We start from the raw sequence: 19,051 nt of genomic DNA, 5'->3' as shown, positions 1-19,051 counted from the left end.
GGGAGGTCGCCGATGGGAGTCCCACCGGAGGACCAGGAGTACTTCCCGCCGATCACGGCGGCCGAGTCGACCTGGCAACTGCACGCGAATCCGGGCCGGATCAGCAGCGCCGCGTCGGCGTGGCGGCGGTTCGGCAAGTCCGCCACGACGCTGGGCGACGACCTCGAGACCGACGCCAAGAACCTGGTGGGCTCCCAGTGGTCGGGCCCGGCCCGCGACAGCTACGTGGCGCACAAGACGAAGCTGGTCTCCAGTGTGGACGCGCTGCAGGCCAACGCGGACAAGCTGGCCGGTCACCTCGACGGCGTCGCCGGGCTGCTCCAGCGCTACCAGGGGGCGCTCGACGCCGAGTACGCCAAGGTGCGGTTCCGCGACGTCGGCGGCACGTTCCATCCCCGCAGCGAGCAGGAGCAGAAGCTGATCATCGGCGCCATCGCCGAGGCCGGCACCTTGCGCAGCGAGCTGGAACAGGCCCTGGCCCAGCAGCTCAGCGGGTTCGACCACGCGGGCTGGAACAGCATCGCGGTCGACTGGGGCACGGTCGTCGCGGGCACGACCGACCCGTTCACGCTGCCGCCGGAGGCGACCGACGGCGTCTCGGTGATCATGGTCGACGGGCGGGCGGTCGTGAACACCGGCACCGGGGACAACAACGTCAAGGTCCGGATCGACCCGCGGACCGGCGACGTCATCATCACCGTCGACGGCGCGGACCACTACTACCCGCCGGGCACCCCGGTCACCATCCGCGGCGGCGAGGGCAACGACACCATCGAGGTGCCGAAGGGCTCCAACATCAGCGTCACGCTGCTCGGCGGAGCGGGCAACGACACCATCCGCGGCGGCGACGGCAGCGAGAAGATCTTCGGCGGGCACGGAACCGACGATCTCTACGGCGGCCGCGGCGACGACTACGTCTCCGGCGGCTCCGGCATCGACTACATCGACGGCCAGGACGGCAACGACGTCCTTTCCGGCGGCTCCGGCCAGGACACCCTGTACGGGCTGGGCGGCGACGACCAGATGTCCGGCGGCGAGGACGACGACTACCTCGAAGGCGCCAAGGGCAACGACACGGTCTACGGCGGGGCGGGCAAGGATGTGCTCTCCGGCGGCCAGGGCGACGACCGGCTGGCCGGCGGCACCGGCGACGACGTCTACTACGGCGGGCACGGCAAGGACAGCATCATCGCCGGCGGCGGCGCCGACACCGCCTACCGCCAGGACGAGGACACGGTCGACGGCGTGACCTCGGACGTCAAGGTCGAGATCAGCGACAAGGCGCAGTTCATCAAGATCGAGGGCTCCGACGAGTTCAAGGAGCGGGTGCTGGCCGACCTCGACATGTACCGGGCCTCACCCACCGGCCAGCAGATGCTGGAGAACCTCGAGGACAAGCGCGACCCGAACTTCTGGCTCGGTGAGAACACCCTGACCATCAAGGAGCTCACCGACGAGAACGGCTACGCCAACAAGGGTCACAAGCTCGCCAACTCCGACTCCGTCATCCAGTACAACCCCGGGTTCACCTTCGACTCCGAGCGGGGCCGGCCGTCGGTGGTGCTCTACCACGAGCTCGGGCACGTCTACGACTACTGGAACGACACCTTCCAGGACGAGACGATCACCGGCGGGCCCGACGACGGCATCAGGAAGGGCGAACGGCAGGCGGCGGGCCTTCCCTTCGACCACGACGGCGACCCCGCGACACCGGACCAGCTCGACCCCGACCACCCCATCCAGTACACCGAGAACGGACTGCGCAAAGAGATGGGCATGCAGGAGCGCGACACCTACGCCACCTACCCGGGAGACGGCTGGTGACCCGCCCGCGCCGCGCCGCCGCCCTGCTGCTCGTCGCGGCGACACTGGCCGCCTGCTCAGGCGATCCCGACCTGGACCTGACCGTGCGCACCGCCACCGGCGGCGGGCAGGTCTCGGTCGAGTACACGCTGGCCAACCGGTCCGACGTCCCGGTGGTGGTCTACGACGGGGGCTGGACCGACCCGCAGCGACCGGGCTGGTCGCGAGGGCCGACGGAGATCAGCGTCCGCGACGACGGCGTGATCGAGTTCTCCCGGAGCATCATCCACGCCTGCCAGACCCCCGGCACCAGCGAATGCGGCGGCGTCCGGGAGCCCACCGAACGCATCCGCGGCTCCCTGCTCGAACCGGGTTCCAGCAGGTCGGACAGTTTCCGGGTGCCGCTGCAGGTGGAGCCTGACCATCCGGTGTCCGCCCAGCACACGCCGATCCCGCTGAGCGGCCGGACGGTGGTGTTCTGCGTCGGGTTCACCGAGGTGACCGACGAGCACCCGCGCACGGCCGACGGGCTCTATCCGCCCGGCAGCCCGCAGACCATCGCCTGCGGCGAGCCGTACCGGGTGCCGTGAGCCCACGGCCGTGCGCGGGTGCTGGTCGGTCCGGTCAGTAGACCTCCAGCTCCGCGAACTGCATCCGGTACGTGGGATCGTTCGGGTTCGTGTTGCGCAGGCTGGTGCCCACCACCCGGACGTACCGCGCGCTCTGCGCACCGAAGACGATCTGCTGCGCCGACGCGCCGCCCGGGGCGGGGTAGCCGACCCGCACCGTCGCCGTCGACCACGTGCTGCCGTTGCTGGACACCTCGACCCGGAAGTCCGCCGGGAAGCCCTGGCCGGCATTGCCCGCGTCGGCTCGCGGATAGAGTGTCACCCGCTCGACCGAGCGCAGGGCGCCGAGATCCACCCGGACCCATTCCTGGTGGTTGGCGCCCAGGTCGGCGTTGGACGACCAGCCCATGGAGGTGGGTGTCGAGGTCCTCAGCCCGTCGTTGACCATGGCCAGGCCCCAGCCGGAGAACTCCGCCGAGCTGCTCGACGTCCGCGCTCCGCCGGCCGCCGTGTTGGTGGCCCCGATGGTGGTCTCGAACTTCGAGGTCCGGTTCGACTCGGCGGTCCAGGAGGCGCCGTCGTCGTTGCTGTACGCCTCACCGCCGCCCGGATACGGCGCCGCGTCGTCGTAGGTCAGGCCGTAGCACCCGGAGGTCGCCGTCGACTGCACCAGGATGCCGTAGCGGACGCCCGCGGTGACCGCGATGTTCGGGAAGACCGTCACGTTGCGCGGCGCCCAGCCGACCGACGACGCGGGCACCGTGGTGGTGGCCAGCGTGGTGCCGGGCTGGAGTCCCGCGTTGACCGACACGATGCTCACCTGCAGGCCCGCGTTGGGGTTGCCCTGCTGGAACGTGGTGTACGAGGCGCCCGTGAGCGTCCCGCTGCGTCCGGCGACGAAGATCTGCATCCGGCGCAGGCCGCCCGCGCGGATGTCGCACCAGGTGCGGAAACGGCCCGCCGCTCCGCTGGACTGGTCCCGGTCCGCCGCGGGTGCCGCGCTTGAGGCGGAGCCGGTCGCGAGCGCGAGCACCACGGTGTTCTGGCAGGTGAACGGCTGGACGTCGCCGTTGGCGGCGAAGGTCAGCGGTGCCCAGTGGAAGTTGGCCAGTGCCTCGTTGTTCTGCCCGTTCCACAGGTCGCTGCCGTAGAGCCAGGACGTGCCGGTGGTGGTCGGGATCGCGGCGACCAGTGACGGCTGCCCGCCGCAGGAGTTCGCGTTGACGCTGACCGGGGCCGACCAGGTGCCCAGCGGTGCGGAGGCGCGCTTGACCCAGGTCTGGGTGCCGGTGCAGTAGGCGCAGGTCGGCCCGTAGACGTAGTAGTAGACGCCGTCGCGCTTGAACATCGACGGTGCTTCGGTGTGCAGCGAGTTCAGCCGGGTGTAGCTGCCGGTGCCGCTGGTGTAGGCCGCGTTGAGCCGCTCGATGATCTGGTCGTGGCCGCTGCGGATGTCGGTGTAGGCCAGGTACGCGGTGCCGTCGTCGTCGATGAACAGGTCGTGGTCGCCGTTGACGAAGGAGCCGGGCGTGCCCATGAGGGCGATGGTGGGCTCGGCGGTCTCGGTGAACGGTCCGGTGGGCGTCGCGGAGGTGAAGACGTGGTAGCCGCTGGCGTTGTCGTAGCTGTTGATCCACAGTACGTACCGGCCGGTCCCGGCGTTGAACACGACGTGCGGGCGGTAGCAGCCGTACCGCGGCGGGGCGCACCTGCCCTGCCACAGCGTGTTCGCGGCGTCGAAGAGGTACCCCTCGTCGGTCCAGCCCACCAGGTCGGTGGAGCTGTACGCCTTGAATCCGCAGAACGGCGTGCCGGTGGTCGACAGGGCGTACCCGCAGTCGTAGCTGGTGCCGTAGAGGTAGTAGCGGCCGTTGAAGAGGGCGAGGTCGCCGTCGTGCGCGTCGACGGCGTTGCCGCCCACGTCGTAGCGGGTGACCTGGTTTCCGGCCGGGTCGAAGTTGACGATGGTGGTGGTGTAGGCGGCCGCCGCCGGGCTGGCGGTGACGCCGGTCAGTCCTGATACGAGCAGCAGGAGCGTGACGAGGCACGCGGGTCGTCGCATCGGTGGCTTCCTCTCGGCGGTCGAAGTATTGAAACGTTTCATTCATTGGCAGTGCGTTCAAGTTAGGTCTGGACTTCCCGGCTGTCAACGGCCCGCCACGGCCACGGCTCGGTGGACTACTCGGCCCAGGCCCGGATGTGCCCGTCGATCAGCGCCGCCCGCCGCTCGACGGTTGCGGCGGGCACGTCGACCAACTCGATGCCGCACTCCAGATAGGCCTGCCGGTGGAAACGCTCGAACTCGACCGACTCGGCCAGGCTGATCCGGCGCACGGCCGTCGGCGTGATGAACCCGAGCAGGTGCACGAAGAACGCCCGCGGCTGATACGTCCGCTCCCCGACCATGCGCTCGACCTCCGCCGCCAGGACCGGCGTCACCGGCGACCCGAGGTAGCGGGCCAGCGCCAGCGTGCAGATCGGCGACCGGTCGAAGAGCTGGACCCCGGCCGCCGACGGTGCGGCCTGCTCCAGGCGCTCCCGCTGCAGGAGCGCTATCGCGTCGATGAACCCCGGATCGCGCCAGGGCTCATCGCGGCCCAGGGCTTGCAGGCGTACGTTCACCTCGGTCGCGGCCTCGTCGATCACCGCGTAGCCGCGCTCGCGCAGCGCGCCCAGGACCGTCGTCTTGCCCGCGCCCGGCGCGCCGGTGATGATGTATCGCCGCATCAGGCAAGTCTGCCCGCCTCAGGTCAGTGGCAGCTGCCAGGTCATGGCCCGCACCGGCGCCGAGCGCACCGACTCCCCCGCCGAGTTCAGCGCGGTCACCTCGAACGTGTACGACGTGCCGGGCCGCAGCCCGGTCGCGGTGAACGCGGGCCCGTACGACCAGCCGACCGGCTGACCGTCGCGGTAGATCCGGTACCCGTCCGTGGCGGGCTGCACCGCCTCCCAGGCCAGCCATACGTCGTACGCGTGCGGGGTGGCGACCAGCATCCGGGTCGGCGGCGGCGCCTGGGCCTGCGCCGCCGCCGTGTTGACCGACACGGGTGCGGTCAGCGCCGACTGCCCGGCCCGGTTCACCGCGCTGATCCGGAACTCGTACCCGGTGCCGGGCACCAGCCCGTCGACGACCTCGCTCGTGCCGCTGGCCGTCCGCAGCAGCGTCCCGTCGCGGTAGATCCGGTACGAGCCGGCGCCCGGCGAGCCGATCCAGCTCAGCCGGACCGAGTGGCTGGTCGTCTCGTCCGGGATAGGTCCCTCCGGCGCCACCGGCGCGCGCACGGCGCTGTCCGGTCCGCTCAGTACGACGTCGTCGGCCTGGTACGGCGCCTGCGCGTACCAGCCGTGCAGGTAGATCCGGGCGGTGTCACCGGTCGCCGTGAAGCTGGTCGACAGCTGTGTCCAGCCGGTGCCCGGCGGCGCCCATGCCATGCCCTGGTCGTGGCCGAGGAACGCGTAGCCGCCGCGCACCCAGGCGGTCAGGGTGTAGGTCGCCCCCGGCTGGACCGGCACGGTCTGCGTGCAGCGGGCCTGGCTGGACTCGGTAGGTGTGCCGCTCAGCGAGCGCGCGCCCGTGTGCGCCGGTCCGAACTGGCTGGTGCCGGGCTCGCAGCTCCACCCCCCGACGGTGGCGTGATCGGAGTATCGCGCCTGCTCGAACGAGCCGTTGGCCACCAGGTTCGGCTCTGCGGCATGGGCCGGCACCGGACCGATCAGGGCCGCACCGGCCAGCGCCGCGATGACGGGGAACCGCCGCATGGCCACTCCAAGCTGTTAGGTTTCTTGCCTAATTGCGAGGCACATTAGTGGTGCAATCCGCACGCGTCAATGAACACTTTCGGGTGATCAGCGCCGACTCACCCCACCGGGGCCGTCGGATCATCGACCGTCGCTGGCATTGCCGCGAGACCGGACCGACTCTGCGGACATGCAGAACAGATTCGGCAAGTGGGTGGCCGCAGCGGTCGTCGCGCTGATGGCCGTGGTGCTGACGCCTAACGCGGCGTCGGCCGGCCAGGGATGGCACCGGCTGATCCAGAACCAGTGGTCCGGCAGATGCCTGGAGATCAGCTACGGGTCGACGGCCGACTTCGCGCCGGCGGGCCAGTACTACTGCTACGGCGGTCCCGTCGAGCAGTGGAACTACGACACGCAGACCGGCTGGGTGGTGAACGTCAACAGCAACAAGTGCCTGGAGGTGCCCTGGTCGAACGGGAACGACTACGTGCAGCTCGGGCAGTACGCCTGCCACGGCGGCAGCAACCAGCTCTGGACTTTCAACCCGTACAACGGGCTGATCGCCAACAGGTTGACCGGCAAGTGCATAGAGGTCTTCAGCACCGCCGACTTCGCCGGGGCCTACCAGAACACATGCAGTGGCGCTCCTGGCCAGAAATGGTGGTGGTAACCGCCTACGGGTGACCCTCCCGTAGCGACGGCCTCGGCTCTCAGCGCGCGCCGCAGGAGCCGAGGTCGTCGTCAGTGGTGTCAATCGTCGGCTTGGCATGCCATTACCGCGTCGCGGCCCGCCCCATGCCCATCCGAATGCGGATCACACTCTGTTGCCCCGCCTTGGTGTGAGCCGGTGCGCGCCTGGGTAGTGTCCCCCCGTGCCCGCTGTGCCATCACTTGTCATCGCTGACCGGTATCGGCTGCTCCAGCCCCTCGGCCAGGGCGGGATGGGCGTGGTCTGGCTGGCCCGCGACGAGACGCTGCACCGCGACGTCGCGGTCAAGGAGGTCGTGCCTCCGGCCGGACTGACCGAGGACGAGCGGGCCGAGATGAACGCGCGCTCGCTGCGCGAGGCACGCGCGATCGCCAGGCTCAGCCATCCCAACGTGGTACACATCTTCGACGTCGTCACCGTCGACGGTCGGCCTTGGATAGTGATGGAGTACCTACGCGGAAGGTCCCTCGCCGCGCTGCTGGCCGAACAGGGGCGGCTCGACCCGGCGAAGGTCGCCGCCGTCGGGCTGGGCGTGCTGGCCGCGCTGCGGGCCGCGCACGGTGCGGGCATGCTGCACCGCGACGTGAAACCGGCCAACGTCATGCTCGACGACGACGGCCGCGTGGTGCTCACCGACTTCGGCCTGGCCACGCTGCCTGGCGACCCTGCCGTCACCCGTACCGGACTCATCCTCGGCTCGCCGTCCTACATCGCCCCCGAACGGGTCGAGGGCGGCGAGGTCGGACCGGCCGCAGACCTGTGGTCGCTGGGCGCGACGCTGTATGCCGCGGTCGAGGGCCAGTCGCCGTACGCCCGGCCGAACGCGATGGCCACGCTCGCCGCCCTGGCCACCGAGGAGCCGCCCCCGCCGCGGCTGGCCGGACCCCTCAAGCCGCTGCTGGAGGGCCTGCTGCGCAGGGATCCGCGCCAGCGTATGGGCGCGGCCGAGGCCGAGCGGCTGCTGCGGCGGCTGTCGGCCGGTCAGCGCGGTGGCAAGCGCCCCGAGGGCGTCGCGGGGGCGTTCGCGCCAGGACGTGCCGCCACGCCCGCGCCGCGCTCCGCGACCAGCTCCGCGGAGCGGGCCGTCGGCGCTGCCGCGGTGCCGCCCGCGACGGGCGCAGCACCGGTGGCACGCTCCCGCAAGCGGCGCGCCATGGCCCTGGGCGCCGTGGCAGCGGTGGTGCTGGCCGTGCTGGCGGCCGCGATCGTGCCGCGGCTGAACAGCGAGCCACGCGGCACTGCCGCCGCCGACGGGTCGCCATCGGCGACCGCCGCCTCCTCGGCGGCAGCCTCGTCCAGCCCGTCGCCCACGCCTACCGCACTGCCATCGCCATCACCAGCGGGTTCGGTACTGCCGAGCGGCTGGCACCTCTACCGCGACCGCACCGGCTTCGCGGTCGCCGTGCCGATCGGCTGGAAGGTCACCCGCGACGGCACCATCGTGCGCTTCACGGAGCCCGACGGCGGACGGCTGCTACTCGTCGACCAGTCCGACAGCCCGAAGAAGGACCCCGTCGCGGACTGGAAACGCCAGGAGGCCCGCCGGACCGCCGCCGGCGACTGGGACGACTACCAGCGGATACACATCATCAGCGTCGACTACTTCATCGCCTGCGCGGACTGGGAGTTCACCTATCGCAGCAGATCCGGGCGGGTACATGTGATCAACCGCGGGTTCGTGACCGGGCCGAAGCAGGCGCACGCCATCTACTGGTCCACCCCCGAGTCGCGGTGGAACGACAACCTCGACGAATTCGCCCTGATCACGGCGAGCTTCCAGCCCAATCCGGTGTGAGGGTCAGCTTCCGTCGGCGCGGCTCGGGCCGTAGACGTCCGGGCCTGGGCCGCGGCGTCGCCACACATAGGCGACCAGGGCGTATGCGGCGAGTGCGACGAGCAGGCCGGCGAGCACGTCGGCGACATAGTGGTACCGGGTGTAGACGGTGGCGACGGTGAGCCCGATGGTGAGCGGCAGCAGCGGGTACAGCACCCGCCTGCCCCAGATCCGGGCCGCGGTGAACGAGACCGCCCACGCCACGGCGACATGTGCCGAAGGGAAGCACGTGCCGACCGGATCCGCCAGTGCCATCAGGTGCTGCTGGGCGGGCGCCAGGACGTAGCCCGGCAGAGTCGCGGGCTCGAGCTGATCGGCCAGCGAGTAGGCCGGGCCGCGTACCGGCACCGCGAGGAAGCCGAGGTAGCAGAGGTAGGCGGCGAGGCCGACGGTGGTGACCAGGCGTTCGAGGTCGGCATGGCGGCGGCGGGCGAGCAGCAGCAGTGGTGGGACGACGATGTATAGGTAGTAGCTCATGTAGCAGGCGTAGACCAGCTCGGTGAGCGGGCGGGACGCCGCCGCGCCCAGCCACAGCGCCGGGTGGCCCCCGAACAGCCCGACCTCGGCCCGGTTCATCTCGTCGTCGAGGAACCGCCCGTGCACGGCCAGCGCGGTGCCGCCGACCATGGTGTAGCACACCGGCGCGGCGATGACCGGGTAGGTGAGCCGCAGCGCGGTGAGCGGACGGCTGCGCGGGCGGCGGACGTGGGCGGCGATCAGTGCGGCGGCCGCGACGGCCGTGGCGGCATACGCCGCCAGGTAGGCCCACCAGTGCGGCACCCGCTGGTGGCACAGCGCGACCGTCGTACCGGCGGCGGCGAGGTAGCCGAAGAAGACGATGTCCAGCGGCCGGACCGTACGCCGGTGCGTTGCGGCCACGGTTCGCGGCCGCACGGCGACCGGAAGCGATGTACGCACCTGCCCCGTTTACCCAGCCATTCGCCATCTGAAACGACGCAACATCGCGAACGCGGCGCGCAGGCCCCTTGCTCGGAGTCAGCTGAGTCGGGCGAAGGCGACAGCTACCTGCGTGGTGAATGCGATCTCGGCATCGAGGTCGGCCCGGCCAGCCGTTTCCGGTGCGGGCGCGTCCGGATCGACGGGACGTCCCGCGGCCCGGTCCCGCAGCGCCCGGCTGAGCAGGGCGGCTTCGGCCGCCGGCGGGTCGGTGGGGTCGAGCGGCACCGTGCGCGCCTGGCCGATCCGCTGGGCGGCGGTGGTGAGGTAGGGGCGCAGGTGCAGGCGCCCGTCGTTGATCTCGATGACCAGGCGGGTGATCCGGTAGCGCAGGTTGCTCGGGCGCAGGGCCTGCGGCCGCAGGGCCAGGGCCAGCGGTGACGGCTGCGGGTCGAGGGTGGACTGCGGGAACGCGCGGTGCAGCGCCAGCCACAGCGGATACAGCTGCCGGTACTGCCGGCGCAGGCTCCACCACCCCGAGAGGCGAGGTGCCCACGTGGAGCAGGTGGCGCCGACGAGCAGCAGGTAGAACATGCCGGCCTGGGTGACGCGGGTGACCAGGGCGTTGGACCAGGGCGGGGTGAGGCCGACAGTGCCGCCCAGGGTGAACAGGGCCTTGTTGGTGATGAACAGCAGCCCGAAGGCGCTGCCGGCGGCCATCAGCCGCAAGCCGTACCGCATGCTGCGGTGGTCGACGACGGTGGCGTGGCGCAGGCACGCGTAGACGATCTCGGCCTGGGTGAAACCGGTGGTGGCCAGCATGACGGCGTAGTACGGGCGCATCCAGGCGGCGCGGGCGTAGACGTCGGCGAACTGCGGCACTTCGCGGTCGATCGGGGCGAGCGCGAAGAAGACGACGAGCAGGGCGATCGCCGCGACGAGGACGAGCAGGCGGATGCGGCTGCGTTCGCCGACGTGGTCGGGGTGGCTCGCCCATTGCAGCACCCAGATCTGGGCGGTGCCGGCGGCGACCAGCCCGAGGCAGTCCAGGAGGAGCTGGGCCAGGTGCGGGATGCCGGTCGCGGCGTCGATGGCGGCGTAGATGTCGAGGTTGCCGACGAGGTGGACGCCGACGAGGGCCAGCATCAGCACGGTCGTGGTGTGCGTCGCGGCGGTGCGGGGGCGCCGGATGAGCGCGTGGAGCCTGACGGTGACGACCGCGGCCAGGATGAGGATGGCGACGATGTTGAACGTGTCCTGCATGTAGTTGGTCATGCGAGGGTGTCGTCGGTGTAGTTGAGGGCGGTCTTGAGCCGCTCCGTGACGGGGTCGGCGCGGCTGCCGGCCCGGCTGGCGCGGCGGCGGTGGTCGGCGAAGTCGAGCAGCAGGTGCGAGGCGAGTTCCTCGGCTTCGCGTTCGATGTCCTGGCGGTAGGAGCCGCGGCCGAGCATCCGGATGACGACGGCGGGATCGAGGTCGGGCAGCAGCAGCCGCGCGGCGTCGGCGTCCATGGCGGGGCCGGGGTGGTCCAGGACGAGGTGGGCCAGCTCGTGCCAGATGATCGCTTCCTGGTGCATGGCCGGGGTGCCGGACTGGTAGAACACGTAGTCCTGGAGTCGCCCTTTCACCCACAGGCCGGTGGGGGCGTCGGCGGCGGCGGCGAACGGCAGGAGCAGGATCGGGCGTCGGCGCAGGTCGCCGAGGCGGGCGCAGAATCCGGTGATGTCGGTGACGGGCGGCGGCCCGTTCATGATGCGCCTGCACAGTGCACGGACGTGCTTCATCGCGGTGGCTCCCCCGTGTGGCCCCGGGGTGGAGACCGCTTCCCCGGCCTGTCGAACTCTAACCGAATCCGTCGATGTCCGTCGCGGGTGGACGATCAGGCGGGCGGGGTCGGCCCGTCGTCGGCGGGGGCGAGGCCTTCATAGCGGCGCACCTGGTCGAGCAGGGCGGTGACGGTGTCGAGCCCCTGGGGGGACAGCCCCGCGGCGCGCAGGGCGAGGTCGCGTACGCCGGCATCGCGCATGGCCGCGAGCAGGGCGAGCTGCGCGTCGATCCGCGCGGTGGTCTCGTCGTCGCCGAAGTAGTCCACTTTGACGCCGAAGAACGCGGCGAGGGCCTCGACGACGTCGAAGGAGGGCTTGGCCCGTCCGCCGGCGCGGAGTTTGGACAGGTAGCTGTGGTCGATGGTGGGCCCGTCGGTGGCGGCAGCCCTGCTGTTGACGGCTTCGGCGACCTGGCGGTTGCTGTAGGGGCGGCGATCGGGTCCGTGAACGGTCTCGAATAGATGGTTGAGCTTGTCCGCGAATGTCCGCCTGAGGGCAGGTTCGGAACTGTCGTTCACCAGAACTCCTCTCGCGAATCGGTTGACAACGATGGCGGTCGAACCCTTAGATTACCGGTGTTGCCTATAGGCAACACTCGGCAAGACGGCCTTGCCTACAGTCCCCACGCCTTGCCGCGTGCCTGCTCACCCCACCCCGAAAGCGGACACCCCCATGCTCACGCGCCTCAGACCCGCGTTCTGCGCGGCCGCGATCATTATCGCGGCCGCCGCCGCGCTCCTGACAACCCCCACCCCGGCCCGCGCCGCCCTGCCTGACTACTCCTGCGGCACCGTGACCAGTACCGACACAGCGCTGGCGACCCAGCTCAACGGCGTGCTCACCGACAGTCTGCGCAACGCGATGACCGCCTACCGGGTCTCCTGCGCCCGGGCGATCATCGGCGCGGTGACCGGCCGCGGCCTGCCCACCCGCGCCTCGGTCATCGCCGTCACCACCTCGATCGTCGAGTCCAGCCTGCGCAACAACCCCAACCAGGAGGACTTCGACAGCGTCGGGCTCTTCCAGCAGCGGGCCAGCTGGGGCACGTTCGACCAGCGGATGGACCCGGCCTGGGCGACCAGCGCGTTCCTCAACAAGATGCTCACCTTCGCCTGGCAGACCATGCCGATCGGCGAGGTGTGCCAGGCGGTGCAGGTCTCGGCGTACCCGGACCGCTACCAGGTGCAGGTCGCCGACGCCGAACGGATCGTCGCCGCGATCACGGCCGCCGCGCCCGCGCTGTCCTCCCAGGGCTCGGTCGTGTTCGGCGGCAACCTGTACAAGTTCGTCCGGGCGGGCGACGGCACACTGCGGTACTGGTACGGCAGCGGCGGCCCCTGGAGCGGCCCCAACACCGTGCCCGGCGCCGCGGGCTCGGTCGGCGACCCCGTCGCAGCCGTCTCCGGCGGCAACCTCTACGTCTTCACCACCGGCGCCGACGGCGGCATCAGGTACTGGTACGGCAACGGCGGCCCCTGGACCGGCCCCAACGCCGTGCCCGGCTCTGGCGGCAGCACCTCGCTGTCCAGCACCGTCTTCGGCGGCAACCTCTACGTCTTCGCCACCGCCGCCGACGGCACGGTCCGCTACTGGTACGGCAGCGGCGGACCCTGGTCAGGCGCCAACACCGTCCCCGGATCCGCGGGCACCGCCACCGGAAGCGGCCTGACCAGCCAGGTCTTCGGCGGCAACCTGTACCTCTTCGCCACCACCACCAGCGGCAGCGTCCGCTACTGGTACGGCAACGGCGGCCCCTGGTCGGGCGCCAACACCGTCCCCGGCTCGTCCGGCAGCGGCGCCCTGGCCAGCGCCGTCTTCGCCGGCAACCTCTACCTGTTCACCACCGCCGCCGACAGCACGGTCCGCTACTGGTACGGCAGCGGCGGCCCCTGGTCGGCAGCCAACACCGTGCCGGGCTCCAGCGGCAGCTCCAGCCGCGGGCTCAGCGGCGCCGTCTTCGGCGGCAACCTGTACCTCTTCGCCACCACCACCAGCGGCACCGTCCGCTACTGGTACGGCAACGGCGGCCCCTGGTCGGCCGCGAACACCACCGGCACCACCAACCCCTGACCCCTCCCCCAGGAAAGGCAGACCATCATGCGTACCGGCATCACCCGTCGGGTCGCCGTCGCCGCCACGCTGCTCGCGGCCGCCTTCGGCACCCTCATCACCGCGTCACCGGCGCGGGCGAGCCTGCCCGCCGTCGACCCCTACCAGCCCTACGTCGCCGCCGCGGACTGCACCAGTTCCAAATACGCCAAACCAGGCGTGGTGGCGTTCCGCGACATGACGCTCAGCCGCCTCGGCGGCGGCGACAGCGGCATCGTGGCCTGCACCGGTTACGAGCACATGGAAGGACGGGCCTGGGACTGGACCAACTACACGTCCAACCCCGCCGACGTCGCCCGGGTCCAGACGATGCTCGACTGGATGTTCGCCACCGACGACGCCGGCAACCAGCACGCCATGGCCCGCCGCCTCGGCATCGCCTACGTCATCTGGAACAAGCGGATCATCAACATGTACGCCGCGGACAAGACCTGGCACGCCTACACCGGCGACAACCCGCACACCGACCACGTCCACTTCGCCTTCTCCTGGGCCGGCGCGCTCCAACAGACCACGTGGTTCACCACCAGCCCCCGACCCGACGAGTGGTACCCCGGCTACGTCCCCAGCGGCTCCTCGCAGGGCTCCGTGGTGTTCGCCGGCAACCTCTACAAGTTCGTCCGCGCCGCCGACGGCGGCATCAAGTACTGGTACGGCAGCGGCGGCGCCTGGTCGGGCCTCAACACCGTGCCAGGGTCGGGCGACTCCGGCACCGACCCGGTGGCGGCCGTCTTCGGCGGCAACCTCTACGTCTTCACCACCACCGCCGACGGCCAGGTCCGCTACTGGTACGGCAACGGCGGCCCCTGGAACGGCCCGAACACGGTGCCCGGCTCGGCGGGCACCTACGCCGCAGGCAGCCTGGCCAGCGCCGTCTCCGGCGGCAACCTGTACATCTTCAGCGTCGCCACCACCGGCACCGCGGTCCGCTACTGGTACGGCAGCGGCGGCCCCTGGTCGGCGGCCAACACCGTCCCCGACTCCAGCGGCACCGCCAAGATCGCGAGCGCGGTCTTCGGCGGCAACCTCTACCTGTTCTCGACCACCTCCACCGGCAGCGTGCGGTACTGGTACGGCAGCGGCGGCCCCTGGTCGGCGGCCAACACCGTGCCCGGGTCCGGCGGCGACAGCGCCGTGGCCACCGCGGTGTTCGCCGGCAACCTGTACCTCTTCGCGACCGCGTCCGACGGCACGGTCAAGTACTGGTACGGCAACGGCGGCCCGTGGTCGGGGCTCAACACCGTCCCGGGCTCGTCCGGCAGCAGCAACCGGGGCCTGAGCGGCGCCGTCTTCGGCGGCAACCTGTACGTCTTCGCCAACTCCACCGGCGGCAGCACCCGCTACTGGTACGGCAACGGCGGCCCCTGGTCAACCGCCAACACCATCGGCGCCGCCTAGCCGCGATGCCCGTCAGGGTTGATCACGCTGAGCACTGGCAGAAGGCCTCCGGTCGACCGCGGGTTGCTGACGCCCGCGGTCGACCGGAGGCCTTCATCCGCCGCTACCACCGCGCGTATCTCGTGCGTAGCGCCAGGGTCGTGGCATCGCCCCGTCACCTGGGGTCGACGGACCATACCGTGAAGATCACTTCTGCGAACGCGAGAGCCGGTGCGGTATCGGCCAGGTGGCGACTTCGGTGACCGCCTCGGATCGTGACCACAGGTGTCGCGCAAGGTCGGGGTCAGTGGCCGCGCCGGAGAGTTTCTCGAACGTCGGCCGGGCGGGGCCGAAGGGGCGGCCCGGGCCGATGTGGCGGCCGGTGGGGGCGGCGGTTTCGGTGGCGGCGTAGAGGATCGGGGCGACGGCTTCGTCGACGGGCCGGCGCAGGGCGAGTCCCAGCAGCGTACTGACTGCGCGGTCCAGTGGCGGCGCGTCGCGGTCGAGGCCGGTCTTGGCCATGCCGGGATGGGCGAGCAGGCTGCGCACCGGCGATCGGGCGTCGCGCAGTCGGCGGTCGAGCTCCAGGGCGAACAGCACGTTGGCGAGTTTGGACCGGGCATAGGCGCGGCCGGGCGAGTAGCCGCGTTCGGCGGCGAGGTCGTCGGGGTCCAGGCGGCCGAGGCGGTAGAGGCCTGAGCCGACCGTCACCACGACCGGGTCGCGCCCCGCGCTCAGCCGCTCCATCAGCAGTGCGGTGAGGGCGAAGTGCCCGAGGTGATTGGTGGCCAGCTGGCTCTCGACGCCCTGCGGGCTGAGCCGTCGCGGCACGTTGCCGATGCCGCCGTTGTTGATCAGCGCATCCACGGTGACGGCGTCGGTACGCAGGTCGTCGGCGAACGCGTGCACGGTGTCGAGGTCGAGCAGGTCCAGGCGACGGACCTGGAGATCGGCTCTGGGCTGGTCGGCGATCAGCCGGTCACGGACGTGGCCGCCCTTGGCGGTGTCGCGGACGGCCATGATGACGCGGCCGCCGTTGGCGGCGAGGTGGCGGGTGATCGCCGCACCGAGGCCGCTGCTGGCGCCGGTGACGACGAAGGTGCGGCCGGTCTGGTCGTTGAGGTCGGCCAGCGTCCAGTCTGCGTGATCCATAAGTGCTCCCAGCGCTAAGCGGATTACTTATCCGATTGAAGGGCAGCCGAAGCGGATTGTCAATCCGGTTAGGTAGACTGGCGTGGTGACTCCGCCGCTTCGCGCCGACGCCGCACGCAACCGCGACCAGGTCCTGGCCACAGCACGCCTGGCGATGGCCGAAGGCGATCTCGCCCTGCAACTCAACGACATCGCCCGCCGGGCACGGATGGGCGTCGGTACCGTCTACCGGCACTTCCCGACCCGACGGGCCCTGGTCGAGGCCCTCGCCGACGACGCCTTCACCACTCTGATCGAGGAAGCTCGCGACGCGAGTCGGCACGACGACCCCTGGACCGGGGTCGAGGTCCTCCTGCGCGCGCTGCTCCTGCGGCAGCTGACCGACCCCGCGTTCGCGGAAGTGATCTCCACCGGTCCGGATCAAGACGCCGCCGCACTCACCACCGCGCACCGCGATGCGTTCCGGACATCGGCCCGCGCCGTGCTCGAACGCGCGCGACAGGCACATTCCCTGCGCCCCGACCTCACCGACGACGACCTGCACCACCTGGTATGCGGCACCGCGTTCGCCCTGCGGATCGGCGACGATCCGACCGCACGAATCGACCGGTACCTGCGGGTACTGCTCGACGGCATCCGCACCGGCCAGGCATGACTTCAGGCGGGCGCCCGTCCGCCACTTCCCTGAAACCACGGCGGCGGGAAAGCGCAACCCGAGCCGCAGATTGAAATGTTAGTGACTAACATTTACGGTGGGGTGGTGGACAGCGAACCGGGGGGCCGCCGCGGCCGTACCCGCATGCTCCTGCTGGAGTGCGCACTGGATCTGTTCGAGCGGCAGGGATACGAGCGCACGACTGTCGGCCAGATCGCCGCGACTGCCGGGGTCACTGAGATGACGTTCTTCCGCCACTTCGCGGCCAAGGATCGCCTGGTGGTCGAGGATCCGTACGACCCGGTGATCGCCGGCGCCGTAGCGGCCCAGCCCCGGACGATGGCGCCACTGGCCAGAGCGGTCGCCGGGTTGCGCGCCGCCTGGGGCCGGCTCCCGGAGCCGGAGAGCACCACCGTCCGGCGGCGGGTGCGTATCGCGGCGGCCACGCCGCCGCTGCGGGCCGCGATCTCAGCCAACAATGCCGCCACCGAGCAGATACTCGTCGATCAGCTCGTGGCCGACGGCGCCGATCCGGGTTCGGCGCGGGTGGCGGCCGCCGCGGTGCTGGCCGGCATCACCGCGGCGCTGCTGGACTGGTCCCAGCGCGACGGCGTCGCGTTGACCGACGTGGTGTCGGCGGCGCTGGACACACTGGAGGGACGGCGATGACGGCAGCCCGCATCGAGGTGTGCGGCCTGACGCGCCTGTTCAGCGGCGGCGCCGGGGTTCAAGGCATCGACTTCGACGTGACCGCGGGCGAGATCCACGCCCTGGTGGGCCTCAACGGCGCGGGCAAGACCACGCTCATGCGGCTGCTGCTCGGTATGCTGCGGCCCACCGCGGGCACCGTACACATCGACCGGCAGCCGCTGAGAACCGCTGACTGGTCGAACGTCGGACATCTGGTGGAGACTCCCCTGGCCTACGGCGAGCTGGACGGGCGGGCGAACCTGATGCTGGCCGCGCGCCTGCACGGCGCCGACGCCGGGCGAGCGGCGCGGATGGTCGACGATGTCCTGGCCGAGCTGAACCTCACCCGTTACGCCGCCGTGCGGGCACGCCGGATGTCGCTGGGCAACCGGCAGCGCCTCGGCCTGGCCGCCGCGCTGCAGCACCACCCCCGGGTCGTGGTGCTTGACGAGCCCACCAACGCCCTGGACCCGGCCGGTGTCATCCTGCTGCGCGAGGCCCTGGTACGGCGCGCCGCCGAGGGCGCCGGGGTGCTGGTGTCCAGCCACCATCTCGACGAAGTGGCGCGGGTGGCGCACCGCATCACCGTCATCAACGCCGGCCGCGTGATCGGGACGCTGGACCCGCGGGGCGTCGACATCGAACGGTCGTTCTTCGCGCTCGTCCACGCCGACGACACGTGCCACGATCGGAGCGTGCGGTGAACCTGTCCATGCTCGCGACCGCCGTCGCGGTCGAGGGCCGCAAAGCAGCAGCGTCCCGGGTGCTGACCAGCTCCGCGATCCTGCTGATCGTCGGCGTCGCCGCGCTGGCCGCGGCCACGACAGCGGCTGCCGGCAGTGGCAACGAGCAGCTGGCGGCCAAGCTCGGGCCGCTGGCTGCCACCGGTGGGTGGCCGGCGGTGCTGAATGTGGCCACGCAGGTCACCGCCGCGGCCGGGCTACTGGCCTACGGGGTCGGTTTGAGCTGGATGTTCGGCCGCGAGTTCACCGACGGCACCGTCACCGGCCTGTTCGGCCTACCCGTCACCCGGCCCGCGCTTGCTCTGGCGAAGCTCGTCGTGTTCCTGCTATGGGGTGCGGCGACCGCGGTGGCGCTGACCCTGGCCGTCGGACTGGTCGGGTTCGCCGTCACGGGTCAGCTGCCGCAGCCCGGCGACGTGGCAGGTCTGGGTCGTCTGCTCGCCCTAGCCGTGATGACCGCGGCACTGGCGGTTCCGGCGGCCTGGGCCGCGACCCTCGGCCGCGGGCTGCTCCCCGCGATAGCGACCATCGTCGGCCTGATGGCGGTCACCCAGATAGTCGTCGTGGCCGGTGCCGGCGGCGGCTGGTTCCCGCCAGCGGCACCGGCGTTGTGGGCCTTGCTTCCCGCGACGGTGGGTGGGGCCGAGCTGCTGTTCGCGGCGTTCTTTCCGCTGCTCTTCGGCGGGCTGACGCTGCACGCCTGGCACCGCCTGCAGCTCGATCGGTAACTGAGCGTCGGTCGACGAGCATGCTGCGCCGTCCGCGGCGCTGCCCGGCACGCAGGTGCCGCGGCTGGCCGTCCCGCTTTGCCGGCAGCAGGATCCGCTGCTGCACGGCTGGTCGACGAGGTCGCCGCGGAGGATCCGGGCGTCACCGTTTCCGCAGACCCTCGCGTGGGGTGCCCGCCGCCGGGCATGTGTGCGCTACGGTGTGGGCCGGTGTGCCGGGA

General features: G+C 71.2%; 18 protein-coding genes. 10 read left to right on the top strand and 8 right to left on the bottom strand.

What is annotated here, in order from left to right:
- The first annotated feature begins 12 nt into the window (after window positions 1-12).
- Both QEZ54_RS21195 and QEZ54_RS21190 read left to right on the top strand, forming a co-directional pair.
- Complete coding sequence (locus QEZ54_RS21195) at window positions 13-1,824, top strand: M91 family zinc metallopeptidase (protein ID WP_281306421.1); 1,812 nt, start codon at window positions 13-15, stop codon at window positions 1,822-1,824.
- Complete coding sequence (locus tag QEZ54_RS21190) at window positions 1,821-2,393, top strand: hypothetical protein (protein ID WP_281306420.1); 573 nt, start codon at window positions 1,821-1,823, stop codon at window positions 2,391-2,393. The genes QEZ54_RS21195 and QEZ54_RS21190 overlap by 4 nt, the downstream gene beginning before the upstream one ends.
- A 34-nt stretch (window positions 2,394-2,427) precedes the next feature.
- Here the strand turns inward: QEZ54_RS21190 and QEZ54_RS21185 are convergent, their stop codons facing one another.
- The 3 genes from QEZ54_RS21185 to QEZ54_RS21175 all read right to left on the bottom strand — a co-directional run bounded on the left by QEZ54_RS21185 (window position 2,428) and on the right by QEZ54_RS21175 (window position 6,131).
- A complete protein-coding gene (locus tag QEZ54_RS21185) occupies window positions 2,428-4,434 on the bottom strand; it encodes a family 43 glycosylhydrolase (protein ID WP_281306419.1) in 2,007 nt (668 codons plus the stop codon).
- Window positions 4,435-4,550: 116 nt separating this feature from the next.
- Window positions 4,551-5,099 carry an AAA family ATPase gene (locus tag QEZ54_RS21180; RefSeq protein ID WP_281306418.1) on the bottom strand — a complete coding sequence of 183 codons (549 nt, stop codon included), beginning with the start codon at window positions 5,097-5,099 and terminating at the stop codon, window positions 4,551-4,553.
- A gap of 18 nt (window positions 5,100-5,117) precedes the next feature.
- Window positions 5,118-6,131, bottom strand: coding sequence for a carbohydrate binding domain-containing protein (locus tag QEZ54_RS21175; protein ID WP_281306417.1), 1,014 nt, complete (start codon window positions 6,129-6,131; stop codon window positions 5,118-5,120).
- A 169-nt stretch (window positions 6,132-6,300) separates the two neighbouring features.
- On the opposite strand from QEZ54_RS21175, the gene QEZ54_RS21170 reads away from it, so the two are divergent.
- The gene (locus QEZ54_RS21170) at window positions 6,301-6,780 is read left to right on the top strand and encodes an RICIN domain-containing protein (RefSeq protein ID WP_281306416.1); all 480 of its coding nucleotides are present in this window, start codon (window positions 6,301-6,303) and stop codon (window positions 6,778-6,780) included.
- A gap of 202 nt (window positions 6,781-6,982) precedes the next feature.
- A complete protein-coding gene (locus tag QEZ54_RS21165; RefSeq protein ID WP_281306415.1) occupies window positions 6,983-8,614 on the top strand; it encodes a serine/threonine-protein kinase in 1,632 nt (543 codons plus the stop codon).
- A 3-nt stretch (window positions 8,615-8,617) separates the two neighbouring features.
- On the opposite strand, the gene QEZ54_RS21160 is transcribed toward QEZ54_RS21165, so the two are convergent.
- The 4 genes from QEZ54_RS21160 to QEZ54_RS21145 form a co-directional block, all read right to left on the bottom strand.
- Entirely contained in the window at window positions 8,618-9,571 is a 954-nt protein-coding gene (locus QEZ54_RS21160) for a phosphatase PAP2 family protein (RefSeq protein WP_281306414.1), read from the bottom strand.
- Window positions 9,572-9,649: 78 nt separating this feature from the next.
- Complete coding sequence (locus QEZ54_RS21155; protein ID WP_281306413.1) at window positions 9,650-10,825, bottom strand: MAB_1171c family putative transporter; 1,176 nt, start codon at window positions 10,823-10,825, stop codon at window positions 9,650-9,652.
- Window positions 10,822-11,334, bottom strand: a complete 513-nt coding sequence (locus QEZ54_RS21150; protein WP_281306412.1) for an ImmA/IrrE family metallo-endopeptidase — start codon at window positions 11,332-11,334, stop codon at window positions 10,822-10,824. Before QEZ54_RS21150 ends, QEZ54_RS21155 begins: the two co-directional genes overlap by 4 nt.
- 95 nt (window positions 11,335-11,429) lie before the next feature.
- On the bottom strand, window positions 11,430-11,894 hold the full coding sequence (locus QEZ54_RS21145) for a helix-turn-helix domain-containing protein (RefSeq protein ID WP_281306411.1): 465 nt from the start codon (window positions 11,892-11,894) through the stop codon (window positions 11,430-11,432).
- A 154-nt stretch (window positions 11,895-12,048) separates the two neighbouring features.
- On the opposite strand from QEZ54_RS21145, the gene QEZ54_RS21140 reads away from it, so the two are divergent.
- Together QEZ54_RS21140 and QEZ54_RS21135 are read left to right on the top strand one after the other, a co-directional pair.
- Window positions 12,049-13,446: a hypothetical protein gene (locus QEZ54_RS21140; RefSeq protein ID WP_281306410.1), complete on the top strand. Its 1,398-nt coding sequence runs from the start codon at window positions 12,049-12,051 to the stop codon at window positions 13,444-13,446.
- A 27-nt stretch (window positions 13,447-13,473) separates the two neighbouring features.
- Window positions 13,474-14,883: a hypothetical protein gene (locus tag QEZ54_RS21135; RefSeq protein ID WP_281306409.1), complete on the top strand. Its 1,410-nt coding sequence runs from the start codon at window positions 13,474-13,476 to the stop codon at window positions 14,881-14,883.
- 186 nt (window positions 14,884-15,069) lie between these two features.
- On the opposite strand, the gene QEZ54_RS21130 is transcribed toward QEZ54_RS21135, so the two are convergent.
- Window positions 15,070-16,014, bottom strand: coding sequence for an SDR family NAD(P)-dependent oxidoreductase (locus QEZ54_RS21130; protein WP_281306408.1), 945 nt, complete (start codon window positions 16,012-16,014; stop codon window positions 15,070-15,072).
- An 82-nt stretch (window positions 16,015-16,096) separates the two neighbouring features.
- On the opposite strand from QEZ54_RS21130, the gene QEZ54_RS21125 reads away from it, so the two are divergent.
- The 4 genes from QEZ54_RS21125 to QEZ54_RS21110 all read left to right on the top strand — a co-directional run bounded on the left by QEZ54_RS21125 (window position 16,097) and on the right by QEZ54_RS21110 (window position 18,830).
- Window positions 16,097-16,669, top strand: a complete 573-nt coding sequence (locus tag QEZ54_RS21125; protein ID WP_281306407.1) for a TetR/AcrR family transcriptional regulator — start codon at window positions 16,097-16,099, stop codon at window positions 16,667-16,669.
- Between the two features lie 105 nt (window positions 16,670-16,774).
- The gene (locus QEZ54_RS21120; RefSeq protein WP_281306406.1) at window positions 16,775-17,338 is read left to right on the top strand and encodes a TetR/AcrR family transcriptional regulator; all 564 of its coding nucleotides are present in this window, start codon (window positions 16,775-16,777) and stop codon (window positions 17,336-17,338) included.
- On the top strand, window positions 17,335-18,063 hold the full coding sequence (locus tag QEZ54_RS21115; RefSeq protein ID WP_281306405.1) for an ABC transporter ATP-binding protein: 729 nt from the start codon (window positions 17,335-17,337) through the stop codon (window positions 18,061-18,063). Before QEZ54_RS21120 ends, QEZ54_RS21115 begins: the two co-directional genes overlap by 4 nt.
- The gene (locus QEZ54_RS21110) at window positions 18,060-18,830 is read left to right on the top strand and encodes an ABC transporter permease (RefSeq protein WP_281306404.1); all 771 of its coding nucleotides are present in this window, start codon (window positions 18,060-18,062) and stop codon (window positions 18,828-18,830) included. The genes QEZ54_RS21115 and QEZ54_RS21110 overlap by 4 nt, the downstream gene beginning before the upstream one ends.
- Window positions 18,831-19,051: the final 221 nt, after the last annotated feature.

Source organism: Catellatospora sp. KI3 (assembly GCF_029948125.1).
Classification (GTDB): Bacteria; Actinomycetota; Actinomycetes; order Mycobacteriales; family Micromonosporaceae; genus Catellatospora.
The sequence above is the reverse complement of the archived record's forward strand: the minus strand, read 5'-3'. Positions and strand labels throughout refer to the sequence as shown.